Source organism: Bacillus sp. FSL W8-0645, from assembly GCF_038007905.1.
In the GTDB taxonomy this organism is placed as follows: Bacteria; Bacillota; Bacilli; order Bacillales; family Bacillaceae; genus Bacillus; species Bacillus pumilus.
This window is the reverse complement of the sequence record NZ_JBBOYC010000001.1, coordinates 1,005,234-1,029,938: the sequence shown is the minus strand read 5'-3', so window position 1 is coordinate 1,029,938 and position 24,705 is coordinate 1,005,234. Positions and strand designations below refer to the sequence as shown.

Genomic DNA, 24,705 nt, shown 5'->3' with positions numbered 1-24,705 from the left:
AACAATAGGCGCTTCTTTTCATTATTTCTTATATTCAATATGGTACACGTCTCTTCTTCGGTCTTTCAGCTGACGTACGGTTCCATCTTGTCTTTGTCTTCTTAAAATTTCTAAATCGACATCACCTACGACGACCATCTCAATGTTTGGATTACACTCTCCTACAATCCCATCTCTTGCAAATTCAAAGTCTGATGGGGCAAATATAGCCGATTGCGCATATTGAACATCCATATTTTCGGTTTGCGGAAGGTTGCCAACTGTTCCCGAGATAACGGTATAAATCTGGTTTTCAACCGCTCTCGCCTGTGCACAGTAACGTACTCTTAAATAGCCTTGGCGGTCTTCTGTACAAAACGGAGTGAAAATAATTTTCGCTCCTTTGTCAGCTGCGATCCGTGCAAGCTCAGGAAATTCAATATCATAGCAAATTTGGATCGCAATTTTGCCGCAGTCCGTATCAAATACCCGGACCTGGTCACCAGCTGAAATCCCCCACCATTTTCTTTCATTCGGCGTGATATGAAGCTTATATTGCTTTTCAATCGTTCCATCACGTCTAAATAAATAGGCAATATTGTAGATTTTCCCTTCCTCCTCTACAAAGTGGGACCCGCCGATGATATTAATGTTATATTTCACAGAAAGGTCTGTGAACAAATTAATGTAGTCCTCGGTATATTCCGTGATTCGCTGCACAGCAAGACTTGGTGACCGCTCTTCTAAATAAGACATGAGCTGCGTCGTGAAAATTTCTGGGAATACCGCAAAGTCAGCTGATGCATCTGATGCGACATCCACATAATACTCCACCTGATTCATAAATTCTTCAAAGGAGTGAATTTGTTTCATTGCATATTGAATCACACAAATTCGAACAGGGAATGCCGATTTAAAATATCTTTTCGATTGCGGGCGATAATCGACATTGTTCCATTCCATTAACGTCGCATACGTGCTGGATGCTTTATCATCAGGCAAGTAATTCGGATTGATCCGCATGAGACTAAATTCATTTAACAGCTGAAAAGATAAAACGGGATCATAGATTTGGTGAATCGTGACCTGCTCTACATACTGGCGAGGCGTCATTTCCTCTTGGTATTTATGATAATTCGGAATGCGTCCGCCAATGATGATGCTTTTTAAATTTAATCTTCTTGCTAAGTCTTTTCTTGCTTCATACAAACGATGTCCAATTTTCATGCGGCGGTACTCAGGACTCACCATGACTTCGATTCCGTACATATTCATCCCATCAGGATTATGGTTTGTGATGTACCCATCATCTGTAATGTCCTGCCACGTGTGGCGATCATCGTATTCATCAAAGTTAATTAATAAACTTGAACAAGAGCCAATGATTTCCCCCTCGAATTCAGCACAAAACTGTCCTTCTGGGAAATGCTCAAGGTGGCTTTCAAGATGCTCCCGTTTCCAAGGATCCATGCCCGGAAAACATACCTCTTGTAAGGAAATGATTCGATCAATATCCTCTTCATGGATATTACGGATCACTATTCTTTTTTCAAACCGCGTTAAGTCTAGTTTTTCTGCCATGATGTATTTGCCCCCTTACTGATCCTCTTTTTCAAGCTGATGGAATAGCTGGAGCAATTCGATTTCAGCCATGGATTCTAATCTGACATCATATTCTTCAAATTGCAGCGTGCTCGTCACTTTGTTTGGGACGATGACACATTTCATACCTGCCCGTTTGGCAGCTACTGATCCATTTACAGAATCCTCAAATGCCACACAATCTTTTGGCTCTACCCCTAAGCAGCGTGCGGTTTGCAAATAGAGCTCTGGATTTGGTTTCACTTCTTCCACATCATCTGACGTGCGGATACATTCAAAATAGTCGAAAAGACCAATCTGCTTCAGGTGATCAGACACCCATTTATAGTCTGAGCTGGAAGCAAGTCCAATCTTGATCCCAAGCTCCTTTGCTGCTTCTAAATAAGCTTCTACACCAGGTCTTGCTGATTCGTCTTTCATTCTTTTTTGAAAACGAGAACGCCGATCTGCTGTGAGTGTCTCATGATCCAGCGTCTTCCCTAGCTGCTTTTCCAAATATTCAAATGGCTTAAAGCCTGCCTGCGTACCAATGACCTTGCCCCATACGGAAAGAGGCAGATCTGACTCATGCTCCGCAAACATTTCTTGTAAAACCTCATATTCATGTGTTTCTGTATCTAAAATTAATCCGTCAAAATCAAATATAATCGCCTTTACCAACGAGGCCACTCCTTTTTTTACAAAAGTCTTAAAGATATACTCAATGCTATCATATCGTGAATAAAATTGACTTTCAAAGATGAATGTCTGCTAAAATGATTATGTATAAAAGGAGCCTGCACCGTTTTGTCAGGCTCCTACTCGTGTTCGGTTCATTCTGCAAGAGATCCAAGCGCTCCGATTCGTGGAGAAATAGGCGATGTTGAAAAAGAGCGGGTTTGGTATTACAGATCTTAAAGGTTTCTCCGTTCCCTTAAAAATAGTATGTGCGAGGTCCTTGTAAGTTAACAAGGAAGTTCACACCATCTTTTACGCATTTTGAAGGTGACGGCTGGCAAAATCGTCTAGATCAAACGGAAAAGAAAAGCCGCAGGCATTGACCTGCTCACGGTTTCGTTCGAATAGTTCACGATCTCGTTTGGTGAGATGACGTTTCGGTTTTACAATGATGGTATGTAATAGCTGAAGTCCCGATAAAATACGAAAAGCATCGTCCATCGTCCCGTTATATATGCCATCAATAAAGGTAAGGGAGCGATCTTTTTGACGCATATCCCGTTGCTGTCCATTGACAGCATGAGAAAGAAGATCTTCAACATCCTTTGATATTTCTTCAATTGCCTGCTCTTGCAGGTCTGTAGCAGCTTTCATTAATCTCACGTGACATCTACCTCTCTGTCGTTATTCTCCATTCAGAATAGCACAGAAAAAAAGGCGTTCGCCAAGGTAAGTGTTTCCTATATATACCCATAGAGAGGAAAGGATATCATGATCATAAAAGGACACACGCTCTCACTCAAAGTAGACGAGCAGTATCATCACACTTCACTCAGTCATTTTTTAAAGACAGCCGTCTCTGCATCAAAACCGATTATTCATTTTTGGATGGAGCATCAAAAAGTTCGTTTAAATCAAAAGCCTGCCCATCACGCGGCTAAAGTCAGTCAAGGCGATCAGATCATCATTGATTTATTTGAAACAGAAGAAAGTGATGTAACACCAGAATACGGTGAATTAGAGGTACTCTTTGAGGACGAGCATTTATTAATTGTGCAAAAACCGGCCGGCCGGCCAACTCATCCGAATGAACAAGGACAAACAGGCACACTGGCAAATCTTGTGGCATTCCATTTTCAAGCAAATGGAGAAGAAAAGCGGGTAAGACATATCCACAGGCTAGATCAAGACACGAGCGGTACCGTCATTTTTGCAAAGCATAGGTTAGCCCATGCGGCTCTTGATCAAATGCTTTCTAAAAAAACAATCAAACGCACATACATCGCCATCGCAGAGGGACTTTTCAAAAAAAAGAAAGGCACCATCGAGGCAGCGATCGGCCGTGACAAACACCATGCAGTCAGACGAAGAATCTCCCCTAATGGGCAAAAAGCTGTGACTCATTTTCAGGTCATGGATATGAATAAACGTCTGCAACTGACAGCCGTTAAACTTCAATTAGAAACGGGTAGAACGCATCAAATTCGTGTCCACCTGAGCAGTCTCGGGCATCCACTAGCTGGGGATACATTATATGACGGAGTTCGTGATTACATCAACAGGTGTGCTCTTCACGCCAAGCAAGTAGACATGAAACATCCTTTTACAGGTGAGCATCTGATCATCGAAGCACCTCTACCACCTGATATGGACCAGCTCATGAGTCAAATCATCCATTAACAAAAGAGCCTGCGTATGAAAGCAGGCTCTTTTTCTTTATTCAGACACTCTTTTTGCATAAATAATATACCGCTCTGGCGCATTGCCGACGAAATGAAAAGGATAGCATGTGGTTAATATCAGCTCTTCCTTTTCATTCTGCAACGTAATGATGGATGTATCATGCTGATCAACAATTTTCGTATGTGTGATTTCATATATAAATTCACCATACGGCACAGTGATTTTCAGCTGATCTCCAATATCCAGTTCGCCTGTCCTGCGAAACACCGTGTCACGATGGCCAGAAAGGACGATTTGTCCATTTTGATCAGGATAATAACTGCCTTTGTAGTGTCCTACTCCCTTTGCTAGGTCATCCGCATCCGTCCCTTCGACAATGGGAAGGTCTGCTTTTAATTTTGGAATCGTCAGGATGCCAGAAGCTTTCCCCACTTCTGGAGCAAACTGCTTCTTGGACATCCCTTGATCGTCCGCCACGACCTTCTTCGCTTCGTCTAATGATTGGGCGGTTTGAAGATGAGTAGAGGCGATTTGCCAAATTCCCCAGCCGAGCAGCACAATCCCGGCTGTCACCACAGTCAGTGCAAGCCACTTTTTCATGCTTAAACTCCTTTGCCTGTTACGTTTCTCTTAGATGATACGCTTTTTAGCTTGCTGCTTTTTCTTCTTGTTTTGCTTTTTGAATTCGTCCTTCTTTTTGATACACAATGGAAGCTCCCTCAAAGCTTTTCACAAAATCGACAGTGGCTTCTAAGTCTTCTGGGCCTGTTTCAGGGTTTTGCCCAAGCCTGCCTATTGGTGCATATTTACTGCCAGTTGCAGTTGCCATGAAGTTATTCACAGTGAGTGTATACGTTTGATCGAGAGCTACGGCTGAACCATCTGGCAGCTTCAAGTCGACTACTTTATATGTTACAGGATCATAGGAATATGAAAAGCCTGAAATGCTATAATCTGGTCCAAATTGCGGAGAAATTTGTGCTTCTATGATCTCTACTAAGTCTTTTCCCTTGATCTCTAGTTTGACTAAAACGTTGCCAAATGGCTGAATATTAAAGAGATCTCCCCATGTTATCGGCCCTTTTTCAAGGTTTTGCCTAATGCCGCCTCCATTCATCATGGCAAAGTCACTTTTCATTGAATATCTCATACCATCCGCAATCAAATTACCAAGCGGCGTGTCTCCATCATTTGAATAGCCGCCTTCCATTTTGACCCCGGCTTCTCCAACAACCTCACTAATAATCGGCTCCACTTCTTTCCCGTAATGAGCCAAGATGTCTGCTGCTTCCTTGTCCTTTTCTATATCAGATTGATCTACATACTGGATATTCGCACTTTTTTTGACGATATCCTTCGTTTTACGGTCAAGTGTCACATTGACTTCGCCAATCGCCTTCCCGTATTCAAAGGCTTGCACAATTAATTTTCCATTGACCTCTCCATTGACCACTTCGTGATTATGCCCTGCAAAGATGACGTCAATTTCATCATCACCTTCTTTGGCAAGCTTTGCACTCTCCCCAGTGATCGTATCGCCATTTTGAGAGGCTGTCATATGAGCTAAAACCGCTATAGCTTTAACTCCTTTTTGTTTTAATTCCTTCGTGGCTTCATTCACAGCTTTGACTTCATCTGTAAACTGAATGTCTTTAATCCCTTCTGGCATGACCATTCCTGCGGCTGACTTGGTCACAACGCCGATAAATGCGACTGGGATTCCTTCGACATCGATGATTTCATAAGCCGGTAAAAGTGGTTTGCCAGTATCCTTGTATTCACAGTTCGCACAAACGAGCGGAAAGTTCTGTCCATCATATCCCTTTGTGCCTTTAGGATGATCTCCGCCATTTAAGATACGCAATAGCTCGTCTACCCCTTCATCGAATTCATGGTTGCCGACCGTGCCGACATCAAAGCCAATGTTCTCCATGAGTTCAACGGTTGGTTCATCTTGCAGAAGAGAAGATATTGGAGAGCTCCCGCCAATCATATCTCCAGCATGGACCGTGATCGAATTTTTGTGCGCTGCTTGTTTTTGCTTCATATAGGCCGCGACATAATCCATCCGCCCATACATGCCTTTATTGCCATCATCTTTTAGATCCAACTCGTATTCTTGATCAATTTTACCGTGTAAATCATTCATACTTAAAATCGTTAATGGTACTTCGCCCGATTTCTTTGCCGGCTGATAACCAGCCTGCTCTGCTTCTTCTTTGGAAGCAAAAAAGATCCGTTTATCCACATCGGTTTCTTTCCATTTATCAGGGGACACGTAGGTTTTGACAGATGAATCACCAACATAGCGTGTCAGTCCTTTTTTCTGTTCACGTGCTCTAAATTCAAATGGCTGTTCCAGCAGAGGGTCCGCTTCGTTCCATATGCCCAGTCCTTTTTCCTTTGCTTCTTTTACTGCTTTTTGAAACGTATGATAGTCCTTTTCATCTCCAACTGGCCAGATGAAATAAGTAGGGGCATATCCTTTTTTCACAAGCTCTAGATTTGTATTTAACCCTTTTTTGGTTTTCACTTGAGCTAAAAGACGTCCATAGTTATCTTTCGCTTCAGGACCAATCTTTAATGTGACTTGGTCACCGCTTGAAAGTAGTGTTTTTAAATAGTCAGTCGCTTGCTGTCCAAAACGCAATTGGTTTTTGTCTAATTCGCTTTTTGGCTGATGATACGTTTCCGGCGTGTCCATATTCACAAAACGCACCTTTGTTGTACCTAGAACGGGCTTCTTTAGATGAATCGTATCTCCATCCACCACACGGTCAACCGTTGCTTTGTATACTTTCTTCATCTTTGGCGGCTTTGGCTGACGTTTCAGCAGGTTGATATCATCCTTATGTCTTGGAAGCAACTGCAACGTATCATACCTGCTTAACATCCCTGTAAACTCGTACCATTTTCCTGTCTTTACTTTATCAATCGCATTCGTATCGACCATCACTCTCAAAGTGGTGCTGTGATATTTTTTATCAATGATCACTACATTGTATCCACCGCCAGCCGGCTGCGCTGGTTTTGTTTCTACATAACCTTTGACCTTCACTAATCTTCCTTCATGCTTACCTGCTTGTTCCGTTTCTAGCTGCTTCACAGACACTCGTTTCGCCTTTGGCAAGGTTTGGTTCACAGCATCTACCTTCAGACTGCCTTGATCTGGCACAATTTCAATCAGTCCTTTATAAGACGTGATTTTACCAGTCACTGTCACCGTCATCCCTGCTTTTAGTTCCGGGAAGTGATTGGGCTGCGCTGAATAAACATTGATTCCAGCTGATTTGTCTTGAATGTATGTGGACAGTTTCCCATTGCCTACAGCTGATTGATCTGCTGTCACAATTCCGCTCACTGTCACGGTCTCTCCTATGAGCTGACGGGCTTTTTTGATGTGCACAATCTTTTTTTGTTTCCACACCATTTCTTTCTTTTCAGATGCATTGACCTCGCTCCCTGCGGACATACCAGGCAATAAGGATTGCAAACTAAAGATCACCAAAACCAAACAACAAATCATTCGAATAGATAGCATTCGTTTCATTAGACCTCTCCCCTTTGCGCTTCATCTCTCATAGTGTACAAAGTAAATATTGATGTTGAATGGATTTCATGTAAAACTTGTCTTTTTAACTCATTGGAAAGGTAATAATCACTCGTGTCCCCTCAAAGTTTTTGCTTTCAAAACGAATGGTGCCGCCATGGCTTTCAATGATTTTAATGGTCATCATTAAACCAAGCCCTGTCCCCTTTTCTTTTGTTGTATAAAATGGTTCACCGAGTTTCCCTATTTCGTCCTCTGGTATTCCCTTTCCTTGGTCTTCAAATATCAACATCATTTGATGATCTTTCATGAGAGAGGTCACCTTGATGACGCCTGTCACACCATCCATCGCTTCTATTCCGTTTTTAAGGATGTTTAGGAAGACTTGTTTCAGTTCATTCGGAATGCCTTGAATGTTAGGGAGCGACGGAGACAGCTTTTTCTGAATGGAAACACCTTTTAAGACCGCCTGGGATTCAACGACCATGATCACTTCTTCTAGCAGAAGATTGACATGTACCGGTTCAAATTTCACCGATTTGCTTCTAGAAAGAACGAGGAATTCATTAATAATCGACTCGAGCCGATTAAACTCTGACATCATCACATCTGCATAATCTTTCTGATACTTTTTACTTTGAATCATCAGCTGTAAAAATCCTTTTAATGAGGTCAGCGGGTTCCGTATCTCATGAGCGATGCCTGCTGCAAGCTGCCCTACTGCTGACAGCATCTCTGATTTCATCAGCATCTTCTCTGACTGCTTTTGATTGGTGATATCCTCTGAAATCCGCATGACGGTTGACTGCATTTTGTCAGGGTCATCGATTCGATGTAAAGAGACTCTCTCCCATCGTTCGCGTCCAGATAAATCTTGAAAGTACAGCTCACCTGTCCAGCTGCCCTCTCTTAAACAAACCTTCCATTGCTTCTCTAAATCATCACATTGACATAGCGAATGGTAGACAGAAAAAATATCTTTGCCGATCAGGTCAAATTCATGCTGCTGGACAAACTGACAGAAACGCTGATTCACGCATTGGATGACCCCTTCCTCAGTTGCCACAACAATATGAATATGGCTGTTATCAAGCGCCGTCACCGCTAGATGAAGCGACTGCTTGATTTTCGTTACTTCAGTCATTTTAATCCAAGTCATCACCGCTCCTTCATGCTCTTGATCGAAGATAGGTGTGATGTGAACGGTGAATTGCTCGCCTTCGTTCGTTTCAATTTCACGTTCGATCGCGCGCCTATCCGAGATGACGGATTGGATATCATGATAGAGCGTTTCCTGCGTAAGCTTTTTAGCCATCGACCGAAAGGATTGCTGATGTCTGATTTTCGCAGAAGTAAATAAAGAGGCAGCTGTAGGAGTGTAATAGCGAATATTCATGTCCCTGTCCACAAACAGCGTTGCAAGCTCCGGCTTGACAGAGGGTCTGTACAGTTCTTCTCTTGTCACCCTCAAGTTGTTTATGATATTTATATAATGCTCGTGTTTTTTCTCAAAATCCTCTAATTGCGTGTGTTTTGCTTTTAATTGAGCCCTTGCCTCCTGCTCCTTTTGTTTGACTTCATTGAGTTCATTTTCTAAATCGACAATACGCTGTTGATAGACTGAATTCTGATCTGACATCCCTATGTCCCTGCCGTTCTTTTGATTTTTTCCTCTCTCATTCATTCGAATGAGAATGACGTAAACTCCCTTAAAACGGCGGTCAAAACTTTTCACGGTAAAATCTGCATACTGCTTGCTGCCTTTTCCCGAAATGAGAACATGTTGAAACACAACCTCTGTCTCGTCTGTCCACACCTTTTGAAAGGTTTGACTGAGCATCTCTTTCATATAATCAGGTGTCACATATTCACATGATTGATCTGACACTTCTGTATGGTCTAAAAAAGAATACGCACCCTTTGATACTGCCAGAATTTTGTCACTATCATTGATGATCATACATGCATCATAATCCTTGCTTACTTCTTGCATATATTGTTCGGCTCGCGCTTTCAACTCGATATCACGAGCGTCTGGTGTCAAAGGAACATGTGGTTTTGAAACGTTTGAATGGGTGTAAATGTTCCATTTTTCATTGAACAAATGAAACAAACGAGGGATATTGGGTACAGTTTCATTTGGCCCTAATATCAACATCCCTTGATCTTTTAATGCATATTGGAATCGGGACAATACTCGTTTTTGCACTTCAGGCTGGAAGTACATCAGAACATTTCGGCAACTGATAAAATCGAGGTGGATAAAAGGTGAATCGATCAATAAATTGTGAGGTGCAAAAACAATATGTTTTCTAAGCGACTGCTTCACAATAAAAGCGTCACCTTTCCTTTCGAAATATCGCGCCCGCCATTTTTCCGGCATCCTTGCCATAGACTCAACTGAGTAAAGACCTTTACTAGCTGTTTGAATGGCTTTTCGGTTGATATCTGTTGCAAATACTTGAAGTTCAATGGTTGCTTGTCTTCGCTTCATTTCCTCTAAAAATAAGATCGTAAAAGAATAGGCTTCCTCTCCTGTCGAACATCCCGCAATCCAAATACGGCATCGAGATTTCCCGTTTTTCACCGCATTTTCAATGATCGACGGAATGATCTGATGTTCACATACATGAAAAGCCTCCATATCTCTAAAAAAAGATGTCATGCCGCTTAGAAGCTGTACGTGCAGAAGGTCAAGCTCATCTGGTTCTCTTTCTAATAAGCAGTCGTACTCTGCTAATAATGAAATCCGTTTTTTTGCAATCCTCATTCGTTTTTGAATGACAGATAGCAGCCTTTTCTTTTGATACGTTGAAAAGGCAATGCCTTTATACATTTCAAGACGTTCAATAATTCTCAGTAATACAGGATCTGCCTCATCGATGTGCGGAACGTTAATGATATTGGCGATATATGCCGCAAGGGTGGAAGGGTCTTTGAATGTTTGTTGATACAAGGTGTCAAAACCACTTTCTACCTCGCTGCACGATAAAGCTGTACCGCCCTTTTCAACCAACTGAAGCAAGCCACTTCCCACACAATGACCTTTTTGAAAGAAAATCGCAAAAGCCTCCTCCTTTTGAACGCTGGCGAGAGACTGAAAAAGCAAATCCACAGAGCAAGCCATGCACGGAGGCAGCTGCTCTGATAGGTGCAGCCGCTGATCTTCTGTTAACGTCACAACCGCATGCTGTGGACAAAAATAAATCGTCTTCTTCATGACTTTCTCACCATGTTTAATCGTTTTTGCCCGGTAGCCAATCGGTAAAACAAGTGCTTCCAAATCAGTTATACAATCGCCCGTCACATGATTTTGCACAACAATAAAAGAGGCATTTAATTCATGAGGAAATGATTGAAAAAAAGCCTCAAGATGATGCTGTTCAAACGGCGAAACACCGATGCCAATCACTGGTGCCTGCACATGTTCGTCTTCTATCAAACGATTAATGATTTTGTCCTGCATCTGGTACCCCCATGTTCATTCGTCTGATACTTTTTTTCGACAAAAAGGAAGAAAACCCTCTAATTGTAAATAATGTTTTTTGCATGAAAGAAGGAAAACATCCTCACATTAAAACTGATTGTATAAACAGAAGGAGGAATCTCAATGCAAAACGATCAGCAGACAAACGTTCAAGGAAATGTCCAGCAGCCTCAATTCAATCATGGCGGGCATGAGTTATTTGATTTACATGAAGTATTAGCAGGGACCATTAATATTTTGGATCAATACATGATCTTTCGCCAATTCATCCAGGATCCCGCATTATCCGACATTTTAGATCGACAATATCAATTTGTATTGTCACAGTATAATGTCACGGTAGATTGTTTTTCTACTGGTCAAAAGCCTAGTGAAGAAACATCTACGTATATGATGAAAGAACAAACACAGGTGACATACGGAATAAAACCATCTCAGCCTAAGAAGCCAAATCAATCGTTGCAGGATGTAAAAGACACGGGAATTACAGGGCATATGCTAGGTCTCGTGAAATCACATGCTGGATTACTTTCAATGACTGCACTAGAGGTAACAAACCCTGTGGTGCGACGTGTGCTTGCAGCGCAAATTCCGAACTTTATTGAAATGGCGTATGAAATTTTCTTATATCAAAATAAACATAGCTATTATCAAGTTCCGCAGCTTACAGCTCAAGATATGCAGGCGATGACGTCTACATTTGCCCCAATGAAGGGCCAAGTTCAAATGCCGCCAAGCAAAGCCAATCAGCAAAAACCGCTTCATTAAACAAAAAACGGCCGACCTATATCCTCAGGTCAGCCGTTTTTTGTTTGATAACTCAGTTTAAATTGCTCTTCAAAATCTGCCAGACGTTGTCCTGTCGCTTGTTCAAAACCTCTATCAAAACGGCCAGTCTTCGCCGTTTCCTCCATAATCTCATGTATGACGTCTCGTCCATAAAGCTGCACGAGCTCATAAATCATATAGTAGCTTTGCACATAAACATCTGTCTCATACGTCGTGCGAGAATCTTGCCAGTCTTGATCAGAATAAAGAGATTCAAAAGGAATGACATCGAACCGTTCAGACGTGGCATTCAGCACATCATAGGCCGTCCATTCTGCTGTTCCCTCATGGAACCAAAGGGGAAAGATCACCGGAGACACTTCGTAAGAATGAACTTTTTCATAGAAAACAAAGTGAGCATATTCATGAATCAATAACGTGTTGAAAAAGTATAAAGGGAGTGTCTCTTTCTTCAATAATGCTTCCCTCTTATCTGGATATAACCCTATCATTTGATCATGATCGGAGTAAAAACCCGTAATATGCTTGATTCCTGCAAATTGTTCGATTGTCTCTTTATCATCAAAATAAATAATGTCTAAAGGTTTGTCAGTTTCAAATTGAAATACTGACGCTGTCCTCTTCTTTGCCTGATCCATAGCCTCAATTGTCAAATCAACAAAAGCGTCCTCTTCCTCTGCATAGTATATTCTAATATGTTCATAGACTTGCTTATTGAGTCCCTCCGTTAAAATCGTTTTAGGAGAAGACTGCTGCTCTAAATATTGTCCTGTCAGCTGAAACGCAACATAAATCAAGTACGCGGTGAAAGCATAAAAAATGAGACCTGCTGCTATCATTCCGCCTACAAGCTTTTTATGAATCAATGACGGCTTGGCTTTCATTTGCTCCCCACCTGAATTCATCCTGCAGCCTCTTTCTCTTTCTATGAAGAAACAAAGATCAACAAGAGGTGATATATTTTTTACTTTATGCAGTCAGGTGCGCAAGGTGCGGTTCCAAACAAAAAAGCCGCATATGACATACGGCTTTTGTCGTAGCTATTTTGATTCAGGGAAGACACGTCTGACCGTTTCAGTAAATTCATCGAAAAATCCTGAGATGGGCTCTCCGCTTCTAATACGTTTTCCGTACCCTTCCATACGATCGACAAAGTCTGGATTCGCAGATACATACACATTATCGATTTGTTGATCCGTTGATTTGACTTTATCAGAAATTTTCTTTTTCAAATCTTCTGTCACATTACCGCTTTTATCGCCTTCAAGCATAACAGCAACAAATGCATTCTTTCCTGTAACAAGTACGTTCGCTGTTTTTACTTCAGACATGTTGGCTACTAGCTCTGACGCTTTATCTGCCACTTTGACCTTCTGAGGTGTTTGAACATCTGGCTGATCCTGCCGCATGTTGTCATTCTTATATGTGACATTTTCATACTGTCGTTTCATTGTTCCTCTTCGCTCATCGCCCTGGTTGTTCATACCACATCCAGTGGTGATCAATGCTGGAACGAGTAGTAAAGATAGCATCCATTTCTTATTCATCATTTATTCCCTCCTTTTGCTTTTAGGTTTTTCATCCAGCCGGCTTTTTATGCATACATCCTCTCTTTCAGCGAAATGAATTCATAATTCAGCTTTGTTTGGTCATCCTAAACATGATGAAGAAGAATCATCACGATCAAATGGAGGGATTCGTTTGTTTAAAAAAAGAAAAGGCATGAGCACTGGCGCAATGATCGCAGCATCAACAGCCATCATTGCATTATTTTCCCCGGTTTTACGAAGAAGACTGAAAAGCATGACGCAAATGAATATGTCTTCAATGATGAAGGGAAAAGATCAACAGCACCATGAATCGTCTCGAAACGAGTCACACGCACAGAAAGAAGCAAAGGGAACCGCGGAAATCGGACAAATGATGAAGCAAGCATTTACTGCTGTACAGCCAAATCATACGAATCAGCACCAATCGACATCAAGAAACCATCAGCCAAGAGAGTCTTATGCACAGTCTCTCCATATTGATGAAAGTGTCATGAATGTGATGGATGATGAATCAATCCAGCAAGTGATCAATGACATCGAGCACAAATAAGAAAACAGGAGCCTTTATGAATAGAGGCTCCTGTTTATTCTCCTGAAAAATGTTCTTTCACCATTACAGAGAAGAAAGGTAAAAAGGTAATTTCAACTGTTGTGATAAAATCGCCATAAGCTTCTACTATGAGTAAGAGCTCTTTTTCGTTTGGCCGGTCCTTTTTTATCTCTACATGCTGCACGGTTTTAAAATCATAGATACCTAAAAACGATCCATCTTTTTTTCGAACAGCTTTTAACGTAAATTCTTGACTTCCAAGGTACATCTTGACAACGAAACGCTCGTCTTGATTCTCAAATCGAAATGTCAGGCTTTGATATTCAATAAGCATCCCTTTCTCGAACCTTTCATCAGGCTCCGTTTCAAAAAAGAGAGCCAGTCCGTTTCATCTGGGAAGCGTTTTCCTCGCATGTTTTTCGATCCCTTCATAAGTGAAATTTTTATTAATTATCCTTTTTCCCCTTTTCTTTTGCAACAAATTTTAGTAATTTTAAAAAGGTGATTTAATTTTGCTAAGAGACCTCTTTATTAATTTAACAATTCTTGTCACTTTTCATTATTTATTTCTGCTTGTGTTTAAAGAGAATTTTCTTAAGAAAGAAGATACCCTGCTCAGACAACTATGCAAAGGCATTCTTTCTGGGTTACTCGGTGTCCTCTTAATGTTCTTCTCTATCAAAGCAGGACCAGCCATCGTCGATTTAAGACATATCCCCCTTATTTTAACGGCCTTTTATGGAGGCATCGCCCAAACCATCATTGCAGCCTGTGTTGTAATTATTGGTCGATTATTAATCGAAGCCAACGTCACTTCTTTCATCAACATTTTTTCCATGATGATCATCGCAACAGCTTCTTTTTTAATTGCTGAGCGCCATATGAATCAAGTTATGAAAATGCTTTTGTCCATTACGTTAGGTAATGTGATTGCCACAAGCCTGTTTATCATGATCGTGCATGAGACATCATTTGAACTACATTTTGCTTATTGGATGTTCTCATATATTGCTGGTTTGTTTAACTTTTACGTCATTGAGCATCAAACAAAAGCATATCAGCTATTGAATTTGTATAAATTCCAAGCTCATTATGACTTTTTAACAGGTGTTTTAAATAAACGGAAGTTCGATGAGGTCTTAAATGATGCTTTTTCGATGAAATTTAAGCAGCCTATCCATCAAATGTCCCTTATTTACTTAGACATCGATTACTTCAAATCCATCAATGACCAATATGGACATCATGAGGGAGATTTGGTTTTAAAAGAAATCGGAAAAAGGCTGATCAAAAACACAAGAAGCTCAGATTATATTGGGAGGATCGGCGGTGAGGAATTTGCCGTCCTTCTACCCAATTGTACAGTTGAAAAAACATGGCAGATTGCAGAACGCTTACGGAGAAAACTAGCAGATCAGCCGATTTATTTACAAAATGGCATGTCCATTCATATTACAGTATCACTTGGTTGTGCGTATTCCCCCGGGGCAAGTCCAAATATCAAACAATTACCGATTATAGCTGACCAAGAGCTCTATAAAGCGAAGCAGTCTGGCCGAAATCAAGTGAGCTTCTCAGGGAGAAAAAGAGGCCAATGAACATAGGCTTTTTCCTCAATTTGTTAGCACTAATTATTTTTAAAAAAGTTTTTGGATAACAGTTGTTTTTTCCCGCAAACACTGGTAAAGTAAAGGTAATTATTTTTGTTCGTATCATCTTTAAGAAGAAAGTTTTGAAAGAGTTTTCGTCTTTGAAGTTTGTGTAAGAGCAAGAATAGTGAATTTAAGCGTTAAGATCGCTTTAGGAGGAAATTTCATGTTAGAAGGTAAAGTAAAATGGTTCAACTCTGAAAAAGGTTTCGGATTCATCGAAGTAGAAGGTCAAGACGATGTATTCGTTCACTTCTCTGCTATCCAAGGCGAAGGCTTCAAAACTTTAGAAGAAGGTCAAGCAGTTTCTTTCGAAATCGTTGAAGGTAACCGTGGACCACAAGCTGCTAACGTTAACAAAGCGTAATTTAAGAGCATCTGCTCTTTAGCACTTTATAGAGTGAAGGAAAACCGCTCGGCTTCTGCCGGCGGTTTTTTTGTGCTATAAAAAAAGAGAACCTGACAAGAGGTTCTCTTTTTATTTGTCCTTCTGCTTTAGCTTCTGCAAAGCAGAACGATACATATCATCATTCATTTTAGTTTCTGGCTCTTCTTCTTTGACAGGTGGTTCTGGCTGCTTAAACTTTTGAAGCGCCTGTCTATAGAAATCATCACCAGACACTCGTTCATCCGTTTGAGAAGGCGTTGACGCTTCTTCTTCTACTTCAGGCTCTACAGGTCTCGCCGCAACTTCTGACTCGCTGCGGGGCTCGTCAGGCTGATTGGGCACATCTTCATTGATCTCTTTCTTCTCGATCGAAGCGTGTCTGACATTGAATGCTACTAATCCGATAATGACTAGAACAGCAGCTACTAACGCTACAATAATCGTCGCCAAAAGAACCCTCTCCTTATCGCTTAAATGACGCAGTGACTGATGCTACACGTCTTCCTAATGCTTTCCCAAGTTCAATGCCTTCTGTCGAAATCACTTCATCAGAATCAATCGGACATGTCACACCTGCTCCATAGTAAGAGCCGTATAAAGCATTTTCTGGCACATTTCCAGGAAGGCCAACGACAAGCATCCCTTGGTGGAACATTGGTGTAATTAAATTATGCATTGTCATTTCTAAACCGCCGTGCGTTGTAGCAGTTGTACAGAAAACGGCACCGACTTTATCGATCAGTTTTCCTTCTGCCCATAAGTAGCCAAGACGGTCAATCCATGTCTTTAACCCAGAACTAATGGTCCCAAAGTGACCAGGGCAGCCCCAAATGATCGCATCCATTTGATCCAGCTTGCGAATATCCGCATCTTTCACGTGATCAACGAATACTTCAGCGTGCTCTGTTTCACCTGCACCCGCTGCAATTGCTTCTGCCAGTGCTTTTGTATGGTCACCTTCACTATCGTATACGACATAAATTTTCATGTACGGTCCCTCCACACTTATCTTGCATCTTGGTTTGCTTCCTTAGGTGCTGGAAGCAGTGTCATTTCTTGTTTTTTATGCTGCTGGTCTTTTCGCTTTTTATCCTTACGTACATCACGCAGGAACAAGCTGAGAATGACACCAGCGGCACAGAATAACGTTACCCACATGTAAGCATCATTGATACCCATTACGTTTGAATCAACCTGTGCTTTCGTAAAGAGCTGGGTGGATACATATTTTTGAGCAGCTTCAGCTGTCATGCCCATATGGTGCATCACATTCGACACAGCCGCCTGGAATGAATTCATAAAGAACGGGTCCGCTGTATTTGTTTGATCCGCCATATTGGAATAATGGAATGTTGTCCGATTCGTATAAATCGTTGTGATCAAACTCGTACCGATCGAACCGCTTATTTGTCTTAATGTATTAGACATCGCTGTACCATGGCTGTTTAAGTGCTGTGGTAATTGGTTCATCCCAGCTGTCATCACAGGCATCATAAGGAGTGACATACCGAATGCACGAACTGCATACATGAGCACAATGTGACTATATGATGTATCAATCGTCAGCCTTGTAAACTCGAATGTGGTGACAACGGTAATGAGCATCCCCACAATCGCTAGCGGACGAGGTCCAAATTTATCAAACAAAATCCCTGAAATCGGGGACATAATCAGCATCGCAAGTGCCCCTGGAAGCATTAATAGCCCGGATTGCAATGCCGTAAACCCAACGAGGTTTTGCAGATAAATCGGAAGTAAGAACATCCCAGTGTATAAGGCAACTGTAATAATAATATTAATGACACTTGATAATGAGAAAATGCTGTATTTAAACACTCGGAAATCAAGCATCGGATTATCAGCTTTCAGCTGTTGGAAAATAAAGAGAATGATCGCAATCGCACCAACAATAATCGTCGATAAGACGATCGGATCTGTCCAGCCATCACTTCCAGCTTCACTCACTCCGTATAGGAGCGAAGCAAAACCAACGATGGAAAGAACCGCACCAAGGCTGTCCAGCTTGATCTTTTTAGGCTCTACAATATTTCTAAACATAAAGAAAGCCGCGATAATGACAATTGCTCCGATTGGAACAAGTCCATAAAACATAATACGCCAAGAATAATGTTCAATAATGTAACCAGATAATGTTGGTCCTACCGCTGGAGCAAACATCATCGCAAGACCGAAAATCCCCATTCCTTTCCCTCTGTTTTCAGGAGGGAAAATAAAAAGGATTGTTGTCATCACGAGCGGCTGCAGGATACCGCCGCCGATTGCCTGAATCAAACGACCAATGAGCATGGTCGAAAAGTTCGGCGCAATCCCGCAAATAAAGGTCCCTAGTGTAAACGAGATCATGGCAACTAGGAATAAGCTGCGCTGTCCAAAGCGTGTGATTAAAAACGCAGATAACGGAATCAGCACACCGTTGACAAGCATATAACCTGTTGTAAGCCACTGAATCGTCGTTGCACTCACATTAAATTCAGTCATTAAATGGGGCATGGCTACGTTCAGAAGTGTTTGGTTCAAAATCGCAACGAACAAGCCGGCCATTAAAATGATCAGTAAAGACAAGGAGCCTGCTCCCTGTTTTGTTGCTGCAGGTTGATTTGCCATCTCAGACAACCTCCTTTCATTTTTTGATATCAATCATCATTAAGATGAAATTTTGACAGAAGCATTCATACCAGGAAGTACTTTGTCTGATGGATTTTTAATTGAAATTTTCACTGCTATTTTTTGTGTCACTTTTGTATAGTTACCACTTGAGTTTGTTGCTGGCAGCATGTTGAATGTTGAGTTTGTCGCATAACCAATTTGTTCAACTGTTCCTTCAAATGTTGTATCAGGATCACCATCTACCACGATGTCGACTTTGTCGCCTTTTTCAATGCTTTTAATATCTGTTTCTTTGATATTTGCTGTGATGTAAAGCTTGCTTAAATCAATCGTTTCACCAAGAACTGTACCAGGCTGCACTTGTTGATTGTTTTGTACTTCTTTTTTGACTAATGTGCCATCAGCCACTGATTTAATGTTTGTTTTTGTTTCTCCTTCAACTTTTGCGACTGTGCTGTCTTTTTGCACTTCGTCACCTTCATTGATATCCCAGCCTTTGATTTGTCCAGCTGCTGGTGCTGTGATTTGATACATGTCACCTGTCACTTTCGCCTCGTCAGTTTTGACAAAATTTGTGCTTTCGTAGTAGTAATAAGCACCTCCGGCAATAATGGCAAGAATTACAATAAGGCCAATAATATTCGTTAGCAATAAACGCCCTCTGTTCATGTTTTGTTTCTCCTTTCATGTATAAAAATATAGTGTCATCTGCTTTAGCAAACTTAGAATGCCCATCATCTGACAGAATATGAAGCAAGCTCATAAAACCGTTATATCTCCTTCATCTTCCCCGCATGAATAATGGTGTGCAGCCCATTTATACTTATTGTTCACTCATGAGCAAAGAGAAGAAAAAGAAGAAAAGACGATCGGCATCTTTTTTGAAAAACTTATATTTAACAAGATTAAATATTAATAAATGAAAATTGAAATGTCAAAGAGAAAGTTTTACTTTTTTTCTGGTGATCCCTTCCTTCTCCATACAAAAAACCCTTCAGCCCTTATGCTGAAAGGTTTTTTCAAATGTGCTATTTACGAAAGAACTTCTTCCTGCTGAAAAAATTTTTTTAGGGCAAGAAAAACGTCTGATTTTTGCTTCAAAATATAATGCTTAAATTTCTCATCCTGTATATGCTTATATGCTGACATTAATGTAGAATGCCGGTTGTATTGATTCACTTCACCATAGCAGAATAAGTTGGCTTTTTTCATAATTTCAGAAACAAGCTTCACGCATCTTGCATTGTCTGAGGTCAAATTGTCTCCATCAGAAAAATGAAAAGGATAAATATTATATCGCGACGGTGGATAACGTTCGTCTATGAGCTCTAGCGCTTTTCGATAGACAGAGGAGCAAATGGTTCCTCCGCTCTCCCCCCGCGAAAAGAAATGCTCTTCATCGACAACCTTCGCCTCCGTATGATGAGCAATAAATTCAATTTCAACCGTTTCATACTTTGTCCGTAAGAAACGTGTCATCCAAAAGAAAAAACTTCTCGCCATATATTTTTCCCAAAGTCCCATACTTCCGCTCGTATCCATCATCGCCAAAACGACGGCTTTCGACTCTGGTTTGGTCACTTCATTCCACGTCTTATATTTGATATCCTCTGGGTAGATTGGATAAAAGGAAGGACTGCCTGTCATTGCATTTCGTTTAAATGCTGAGAGCATCGTTCGTTTTTTATGAATATTCCCTGTTAACCCGGTTTTGCGAATATCGTTAAACTCAATTTGCTCGACAATGATGTCGTCAAGCTCCTTTTGTTTAAGGTTTGGCAGCTCTAATTCCCGAAACAGCGCTTCCTCAAGATCCATTAATGAGACCTCTGCTTCGTAATAATCCTCTCCAGCCTGATCTCCTGCGCTCTGCCCCTTTCCTTGCCCTTGCTTACTGTCTGATCCATCACGTGCGACAATATCGCCTACCTCGCTGTCTCCATCGCCTTGACCCACATGCTTATTTTTATCGTAGTTGTACCGAATTTTATATTCATCTAACGAACGAATCGGAATTTTGACAACATCTTTTCCGTTAGACATGATAATGCTTTCTTCTGTGACAAGATCCGGCAAATTGTTTTTAATCGCTTCTTTGACCTTTTTCTGATGACGCTGCTGGTCGTCATAGCCTTTTCGATGGAGGGACCAGTCTTCCTGAGATACAATAAACTGACTTTTTTCTTGCCGGGACATCCATCCCCCTCCTCACCTGTTTGCACAATTCTTCTAACCACCGATTCCTTTATCTTATGCTGCTCGTCACCCAAGTTGACGATCATTTCTAAAAAAGACATTACCGGTGCAGGTGCGCCAATAATGCCTCCTTCATTTATTAACGATTGAGAAGACTGCCTACATATTTTAAAAGTTCATTTGCACTTGTTGAATTATAGCCATGTTCATCAATTAATCTAGCCACTACTTCATTCACTTTCTTCAGCTGCTGTTCATCCGGTGTCTTCGTTGACGTCGTGATTTTCACCACATCTTTTAAATCAGCAAACAGCTTCTTCTGAATTGCCTCACGCAATCTCTCATGAGAATTATAATCAAAGCGTTTGCCCTTTCTCGCATAAGCCGAAATACGAATCAGAATTTCTTCTCTAAATGCCTTTTTCGCATTTTCAGAAATTCCGATCTGCTCTTCAATTGAACGCATAAGCTTTTCATCAGGATTCATTTCTTCACCGGTTAACGGATCACGCAGCTTGTTTTTGTTGCAATATGCCTCGACATTATCTAAGTAATTATCCATGAGCGTTTTCGCAGACTCCTCATAGGAATACACAAATGCCTTTTGTACTTCCTTCTTCGCAATATCGTCGTACTCTTTTCGCGCAACAGAAATAAAATTCAAATAGCGCTCCCGGTCCTCGCTTGAGATAGACGGATGCTGATCGAGTCCTTCTTTTAACGAACGAAGGACATCCAGCGCATTGATCGACTCCATATTCTTCCGAATAATAGTGGAGGAAATGCGGTTAATCACATATCGCGGATCAATTCCGCTCATCCCTTCATCATGAAATTCCTTTTTCATCTCATCAATATCAGCAGATTGGAATCCCTCGACACTTTCTCCGTCATAAAGGCGCATTTTTTTCACCAAATCAATATCAGAACGCTTCGGCTCTTTGAGTCTTGTCAAAATGGAGAACATCGCTGCCACCTTCAGCGTATGCGGGGCAATATGCACATCAGAGACATCACTTTCTGAAATCATTTTATGATAAATGCGTTCCTCCTCTGTCGCCTTCAAGTTATAAGGAATCGGCATCACAATAATTCTTGAATGCAAGGCCTCGTTCTTTTTATTTGAAATAAACGACCGGTACTCGGTTTCATTCGTATGAGCGACGATCAATTCATCTGCACTAATCAAGGCAAAACGGCCTGCTTTAAAATTTCCTTCCTGCGTTAATGACAGAAGATGCCATAGAAATTTCTCATCACACTTTAACATCTCCTGAAACTCCATCATCCCTCGGTTTGCTTTATTGAGTTCTCCATCAAAGCGGTAGGCCCTTGGATCTGACTCTGATCCAAATTCAGCAATAGTGGAAAAATCGATGCTTCCTGTTAAATCAGCAATGTCCTGAGATTTCGGATCAGACGGACTAAAGGTACCAATACCGGTCCGTTTATCCTCTGAGAAAAAGATCCGTTCAACCCTTACATCCTCAATTCGTCCACCATATTCCTCTTCCAACCTCATCATATTCAGAGGGGACAAATTCCCCTGCACACGAATGCCATACTCTCTATAGAAATCCTCACGTAGATTTTGCGGAATAAGATGAAGCGGATCTTCATGCATCGGGCAGCCTTTGATCGCATAGACCGCGCCATGATCTGTCAGTGAATATTCTTCTAGTCCTCTTTTCAGCGTAGTAACAAGCGTAGATTTCCCCCCGCTCACTGGTCCCATCAATAACAAAATACGCTTCCTCACATCGAGCCGCTTGGCAGCAGGGTGAAAATATTCCTCCACTAATCTTTCCAATGATTCCTCTAATCCAAAAAGCTCCTGATCAAAAAATTTGTACGTTCTGACCCCATTCTCCTCTTCAATCCCGCTGTCTTTAATCATATGATAAACGCGAGAATGAGCAGATTGAGCGACAAGTGGATTTTCCTTTATAATGTCTAAATATTCGCCGAATGTGCCTTCCCATTTGAGACGCTGCTCTTCTTCTCTGTGCTGTTCGATTTTCTTTAAAATATCCATATGAACCTCCTCTTTCAAGATTGAAGCAAGTAATCAGATACTGTTTTACAATCTATGCGGAGGCGTCCTATTACATGCTTTCGTTCTTCAAAATGACGAATTGGCAAACTGAATTGACAACCATCCGCAAGACCCTTCATAATAAAGGAAAAACAGGAGAAAATGATCTTCTTCTCCTGCTTTTCAAGGCGAACTTCACATCATATGAAATAGGCAGCGATAGAAACAAAGGGATAAGGGGGAGCTTATATGAGAACGGTCATTATGATGGGCGTCATCATTACGTTTTTAGTATCCATTTTCACAGCTGGCTACGAAGGCAAGCCTGGTAAATGAAGAAAAGGATGTTCCATAAGCGGAACATCCTTTTTCATTTAATTCGTTGTTTTTAGCACCTACATATTTACTGTCCTTTGATTTTTTCAATATGTCAAAAAATAGACTAAACAAGTCATATTTTGTTCCTTATCTCATATAAAAAAGCCGAGATAGGCATCCCGGCCTTCATCATGACCTTATATCAGATCTCGATATTGCTGCTGGCGAAGTGCCTCATACACAAGAATTGCTGCCGTATTCGATAGATTCAGAGAACGAACATGTTCTGTCATCGGTAAACGAAGGCAGCGGTCCATATTCCGCTCGATCAAATCTTTCGGCAATCCACTTGTCTCTCTGCCAAAAACGAAGAAGTAATCTTCATCTAACTGAGAGTAATCAAATGTCGTATGCGGCTTTTGACCAAATTTTGTGATATAGAAGAATTGTCCCTTCGGATGTGCCTCAAACAATTCATCAAGTGAATCATGATAGACGACATTGGCATATTTCCAATAATCGAGTCCTGCACGCTTCAGCATTTTATCATCTGTCGAAAAACCAAGCGGACGAATCAGATGAAGGGTTGTATTTGTTGCTGCACATGTACGCGCAATATTTCCAGTATTAGCTGGAATCTCTGGTTGATATAAAACGACATGAAGTCCCAAAAAAGTTCACCTCTAATTTTCTTTTCCGCTCAACATTATACCATTAACTATCCTTCGCGGCATCGTCCAAAATGTGAAAAAACGTATAACGAATAGCAGGAGTATAGGCAGTCGAATCCTCATACGACCAATAACGCATACGGCTGTCATATGTCTGAGCATTCACAAGAGGCATTCCGCCTTTATCGTGATCGACGACAATGGTTGTATGATTATACCTGCCATCTCCCTCAAAATCGTAGCAAATGACATCACCAATTTGAAGCTCCTGTGCTTCTGTGAGTTTCTTTGCTCTTAAACCCGCTTTCGAATTCGCTAAATAATTTTTCATCGAATGAGCCACCGTCCAGCTATAGCTCCACGTGTGCGGCCGCACCCACCAGCCAGATCCGCGGTTCGGATACCCTCTCGTTGGCGCATTCCCTGCCTTCAAGCATTGTGAAATAAAATTCGTGCAGTTATCTTCAAAATTTTTATAGGCGGGATTTCGTTTATTCCAATACGTCTCCGCATATTGTACGGCTGCCCGCCGGTCATAGTGAAAGGCTCTCCCAAACTGTTCTTCGGTCTGAAAGCGCTCATCCACCTGCTCTTCCATTTGACGTTCTTCTATCATCAACCGGTCTTTCACAAGCATGTCGTTGTAAAGGAACGCTTCTCTTTTTTCTACCTGCTCCTCTAAATAAAAAGAATCTACATCCTTGCATACATAAGTGAGATGAGCGAGATACTGCACATGCTGAGCCCCGTCATCTTGAATCGTTGAATCAAGAAGTGTTGCTTTCGCCTTCGCCTTGACAATCTCCACCTGTCTTCTAGCAAAAAGCTCTTTTTTCCGTTCGACTGCTTCCACATCAGACATGAGCTGCGGCTGTTTGATTGCACTCCCATTTAATAAATAACCAAGCCTGTCTTCTAATGTTTGCTCTAATAATTGTTTCACACAGACACCACCAAACTTTTTTAAAATCTC

General features: G+C 41.3%; 22 protein-coding genes. 5 read left to right on the top strand and 17 right to left on the bottom strand.

Features of this window, described 5'->3' with window-relative positions:
- Positions 1-21 precede the first annotated feature (21 nt).
- The 3 genes from NST39_RS05120 to NST39_RS05110 all read right to left on the bottom strand — a co-directional run bounded on the left by NST39_RS05120 (position 22) and on the right by NST39_RS05110 (position 2,901).
- Positions 22-1,560, bottom strand: coding sequence for a bifunctional GNAT family N-acetyltransferase/carbon-nitrogen hydrolase family protein (locus NST39_RS05120; protein WP_044140640.1), 1,539 nt, complete (start codon positions 1,558-1,560; stop codon positions 22-24).
- Between the two features lie 15 nt (positions 1,561-1,575).
- The gene (locus tag NST39_RS05115) at positions 1,576-2,241 is read right to left on the bottom strand and encodes an HAD family hydrolase (protein WP_003211898.1); all 666 of its coding nucleotides are present in this window, start codon (positions 2,239-2,241) and stop codon (positions 1,576-1,578) included.
- 309 nt (positions 2,242-2,550) lie between these two features.
- Positions 2,551-2,901 carry a DUF5365 family protein gene (locus tag NST39_RS05110; RefSeq protein ID WP_106067158.1) on the bottom strand — a complete coding sequence of 117 codons (351 nt, stop codon included), beginning with the start codon at positions 2,899-2,901 and terminating at the stop codon, positions 2,551-2,553.
- Positions 2,902-3,009: 108 nt separating this feature from the next.
- Between NST39_RS05110 and NST39_RS05105 the strand changes: the two genes are divergently transcribed.
- On the top strand, positions 3,010-3,918 hold the full coding sequence (locus NST39_RS05105) for an RluA family pseudouridine synthase (protein WP_268485413.1): 909 nt from the start codon (positions 3,010-3,012) through the stop codon (positions 3,916-3,918).
- A gap of 36 nt (positions 3,919-3,954) precedes the next feature.
- Here the strand turns inward: NST39_RS05105 and NST39_RS05100 are convergent, their stop codons facing one another.
- The 3 genes from NST39_RS05100 to NST39_RS05090 form a co-directional block, all read right to left on the bottom strand.
- Positions 3,955-4,521, bottom strand: coding sequence for a class D sortase (locus NST39_RS05100; protein WP_341027380.1), 567 nt, complete (start codon positions 4,519-4,521; stop codon positions 3,955-3,957).
- A gap of 46 nt (positions 4,522-4,567) precedes the next feature.
- A complete protein-coding gene (locus NST39_RS05095) occupies positions 4,568-7,471 on the bottom strand; it encodes a 5'-nucleotidase C-terminal domain-containing protein (RefSeq protein WP_341027378.1) in 2,904 nt (967 codons plus the stop codon).
- An 85-nt stretch (positions 7,472-7,556) separates the two neighbouring features.
- Positions 7,557-10,937 (bottom strand): CheR family methyltransferase, encoded by a 3,381-nt coding sequence (locus NST39_RS05090; RefSeq protein ID WP_341027377.1) that lies wholly within the window; start codon positions 10,935-10,937, stop codon positions 7,557-7,559.
- Between the two features lie 144 nt (positions 10,938-11,081).
- Between NST39_RS05090 and NST39_RS05085 the strand changes: the two genes are divergently transcribed.
- Positions 11,082-11,726 carry a spore coat protein gene (locus NST39_RS05085; protein WP_106067153.1) on the top strand — a complete coding sequence of 215 codons (645 nt, stop codon included), beginning with the start codon at positions 11,082-11,084 and terminating at the stop codon, positions 11,724-11,726.
- A gap of 29 nt (positions 11,727-11,755) precedes the next feature.
- Here NST39_RS05085 and NST39_RS05080 read toward each other — a convergent pair whose 3' ends face one another.
- Both NST39_RS05080 and NST39_RS05075 read right to left on the bottom strand, forming a co-directional pair.
- Positions 11,756-12,631: a hypothetical protein gene (locus tag NST39_RS05080; RefSeq protein WP_341029941.1), complete on the bottom strand. Its 876-nt coding sequence runs from the start codon at positions 12,629-12,631 to the stop codon at positions 11,756-11,758.
- Between the two features lie 156 nt (positions 12,632-12,787).
- The gene (locus NST39_RS05075) at positions 12,788-13,297 is read right to left on the bottom strand and encodes a YhcN/YlaJ family sporulation lipoprotein (RefSeq protein WP_003211812.1); all 510 of its coding nucleotides are present in this window, start codon (positions 13,295-13,297) and stop codon (positions 12,788-12,790) included.
- A 151-nt stretch (positions 13,298-13,448) separates the two neighbouring features.
- Between NST39_RS05075 and NST39_RS05070 the strand changes: the two genes are divergently transcribed.
- Positions 13,449-13,847, top strand: coding sequence for a spore coat protein (locus NST39_RS05070; RefSeq protein ID WP_065098962.1), 399 nt, complete (start codon positions 13,449-13,451; stop codon positions 13,845-13,847).
- A gap of 34 nt (positions 13,848-13,881) precedes the next feature.
- Here NST39_RS05070 and NST39_RS05065 read toward each other — a convergent pair whose 3' ends face one another.
- Complete coding sequence (locus NST39_RS05065; protein WP_341027374.1) at positions 13,882-14,181, bottom strand: hypothetical protein; 300 nt, start codon at positions 14,179-14,181, stop codon at positions 13,882-13,884.
- Positions 14,182-14,359: 178 nt separating this feature from the next.
- Between NST39_RS05065 and NST39_RS05060 the strand changes: the two genes are divergently transcribed.
- Positions 14,360-15,445, top strand: coding sequence for a GGDEF domain-containing protein (locus NST39_RS05060; RefSeq protein ID WP_341027373.1), 1,086 nt, complete (start codon positions 14,360-14,362; stop codon positions 15,443-15,445).
- Positions 15,446-15,662: 217 nt separating this feature from the next.
- Positions 15,663-15,863: a cold shock-like protein CspB gene (gene cspB / locus NST39_RS05055; RefSeq protein ID WP_003212277.1), complete on the top strand. Its 201-nt coding sequence runs from the start codon at positions 15,663-15,665 to the stop codon at positions 15,861-15,863.
- Between the two features lie 111 nt (positions 15,864-15,974).
- Here cspB and NST39_RS05050 read toward each other — a convergent pair whose 3' ends face one another.
- The 8 genes from NST39_RS05050 to NST39_RS05015 form a co-directional block, all read right to left on the bottom strand.
- Positions 15,975-16,334 carry a hypothetical protein gene (locus NST39_RS05050; RefSeq protein ID WP_044141621.1) on the bottom strand — a complete coding sequence of 120 codons (360 nt, stop codon included), beginning with the start codon at positions 16,332-16,334 and terminating at the stop codon, positions 15,975-15,977.
- Positions 16,335-16,347: 13 nt separating this feature from the next.
- Positions 16,348-16,872: a flavodoxin family protein gene (locus NST39_RS05045; protein ID WP_044141622.1), complete on the bottom strand. Its 525-nt coding sequence runs from the start codon at positions 16,870-16,872 to the stop codon at positions 16,348-16,350.
- Between the two features lie 17 nt (positions 16,873-16,889).
- Positions 16,890-18,509 carry a DHA2 family efflux MFS transporter permease subunit gene (locus NST39_RS05040; protein ID WP_065098964.1) on the bottom strand — a complete coding sequence of 540 codons (1,620 nt, stop codon included), beginning with the start codon at positions 18,507-18,509 and terminating at the stop codon, positions 16,890-16,892.
- A 39-nt stretch (positions 18,510-18,548) separates the two neighbouring features.
- Complete coding sequence (locus NST39_RS05035; RefSeq protein WP_341027371.1) at positions 18,549-19,181, bottom strand: HlyD family efflux transporter periplasmic adaptor subunit; 633 nt, start codon at positions 19,179-19,181, stop codon at positions 18,549-18,551.
- A gap of 363 nt (positions 19,182-19,544) precedes the next feature.
- A complete protein-coding gene (yhbH, locus tag NST39_RS05030; protein WP_044141624.1) occupies positions 19,545-20,708 on the bottom strand; it encodes a sporulation protein YhbH in 1,164 nt (387 codons plus the stop codon).
- 139 nt (positions 20,709-20,847) lie between these two features.
- Entirely contained in the window at positions 20,848-22,743 is a 1,896-nt protein-coding gene (locus NST39_RS05025) for a PrkA family serine protein kinase (RefSeq protein ID WP_044141625.1), read from the bottom strand.
- Positions 22,744-23,258: 515 nt separating this feature from the next.
- A complete protein-coding gene (gene trmL, locus NST39_RS05020) occupies positions 23,259-23,732 on the bottom strand; it encodes a tRNA (uridine(34)/cytosine(34)/5-carboxymethylaminomethyluridine(34)-2'-O)-methyltransferase TrmL (RefSeq protein ID WP_003211950.1) in 474 nt (157 codons plus the stop codon).
- Between the two features lie 43 nt (positions 23,733-23,775).
- Positions 23,776-24,675: an amidase domain-containing protein gene (locus NST39_RS05015; protein ID WP_044141626.1), complete on the bottom strand. Its 900-nt coding sequence runs from the start codon at positions 24,673-24,675 to the stop codon at positions 23,776-23,778.
- Positions 24,676-24,705: the final 30 nt, after the last annotated feature.

What these genes read in the sequence shown, in the direction of transcription:
- NST39_RS05120 (WP_044140640.1), bottom strand. Translation starts at nt 1,560, where the DNA reads ATGGCAGAAAAACTAGACTTAACGCGGTTTGAAAAAAGAATAGTGATC.
- NST39_RS05105 (WP_268485413.1), top strand. Translation starts at nt 3,010, where the DNA reads ATGATCATAAAAGGACACACGCTCTCACTCAAAGTAGACGAGCAGTAT.
- NST39_RS05100 (WP_341027380.1), bottom strand. Translation starts at nt 4,521, where the DNA reads ATGAAAAAGTGGCTTGCACTGACTGTGGTGACAGCCGGGATTGTGCTG.
- NST39_RS05095 (WP_341027378.1), bottom strand. Translation starts at nt 7,471, where the DNA reads ATGAAACGAATGCTATCTATTCGAATGATTTGTTGTTTGGTTTTGGTG.
- NST39_RS05090 (WP_341027377.1), bottom strand. Translation starts at nt 10,937, where the DNA reads ATGCAGGACAAAATCATTAATCGTTTGATAGAAGACGAACATGTGCAG.
- NST39_RS05085 (WP_106067153.1), top strand. Translation starts at nt 11,082, where the DNA reads ATGCAAAACGATCAGCAGACAAACGTTCAAGGAAATGTCCAGCAGCCT.
- NST39_RS05080 (WP_341029941.1), bottom strand. Translation starts at nt 12,631, where the DNA reads ATGAAAGCCAAGCCGTCATTGATTCATAAAAAGCTTGTAGGCGGAATG.
- NST39_RS05075 (WP_003211812.1), bottom strand. Translation starts at nt 13,297, where the DNA reads ATGATGAATAAGAAATGGATGCTATCTTTACTACTCGTTCCAGCATTG.
- NST39_RS05065 (WP_341027374.1), bottom strand. Translation starts at nt 14,181, where the DNA reads ATGCTTATTGAATATCAAAGCCTGACATTTCGATTTGAGAATCAAGAC.
- cspB (WP_003212277.1), top strand. Translation starts at nt 15,663, where the DNA reads ATGTTAGAAGGTAAAGTAAAATGGTTCAACTCTGAAAAAGGTTTCGGA.
- NST39_RS05045 (WP_044141622.1), bottom strand. Translation starts at nt 16,872, where the DNA reads ATGAAAATTTATGTCGTATACGATAGTGAAGGTGACCATACAAAAGCA.
- NST39_RS05040 (WP_065098964.1), bottom strand. Translation starts at nt 18,509, where the DNA reads ATGGCAAATCAACCTGCAGCAACAAAACAGGGAGCAGGCTCCTTGTCT.
- NST39_RS05035 (WP_341027371.1), bottom strand. Translation starts at nt 19,181, where the DNA reads ATGAACAGAGGGCGTTTATTGCTAACGAATATTATTGGCCTTATTGTA.
- yhbH (WP_044141624.1), bottom strand. Translation starts at nt 20,708, where the DNA reads ATGTCCCGGCAAGAAAAAAGTCAGTTTATTGTATCTCAGGAAGACTGG.
- NST39_RS05025 (WP_044141625.1), bottom strand. Translation starts at nt 22,743, where the DNA reads ATGGATATTTTAAAGAAAATCGAACAGCACAGAGAAGAAGAGCAGCGT.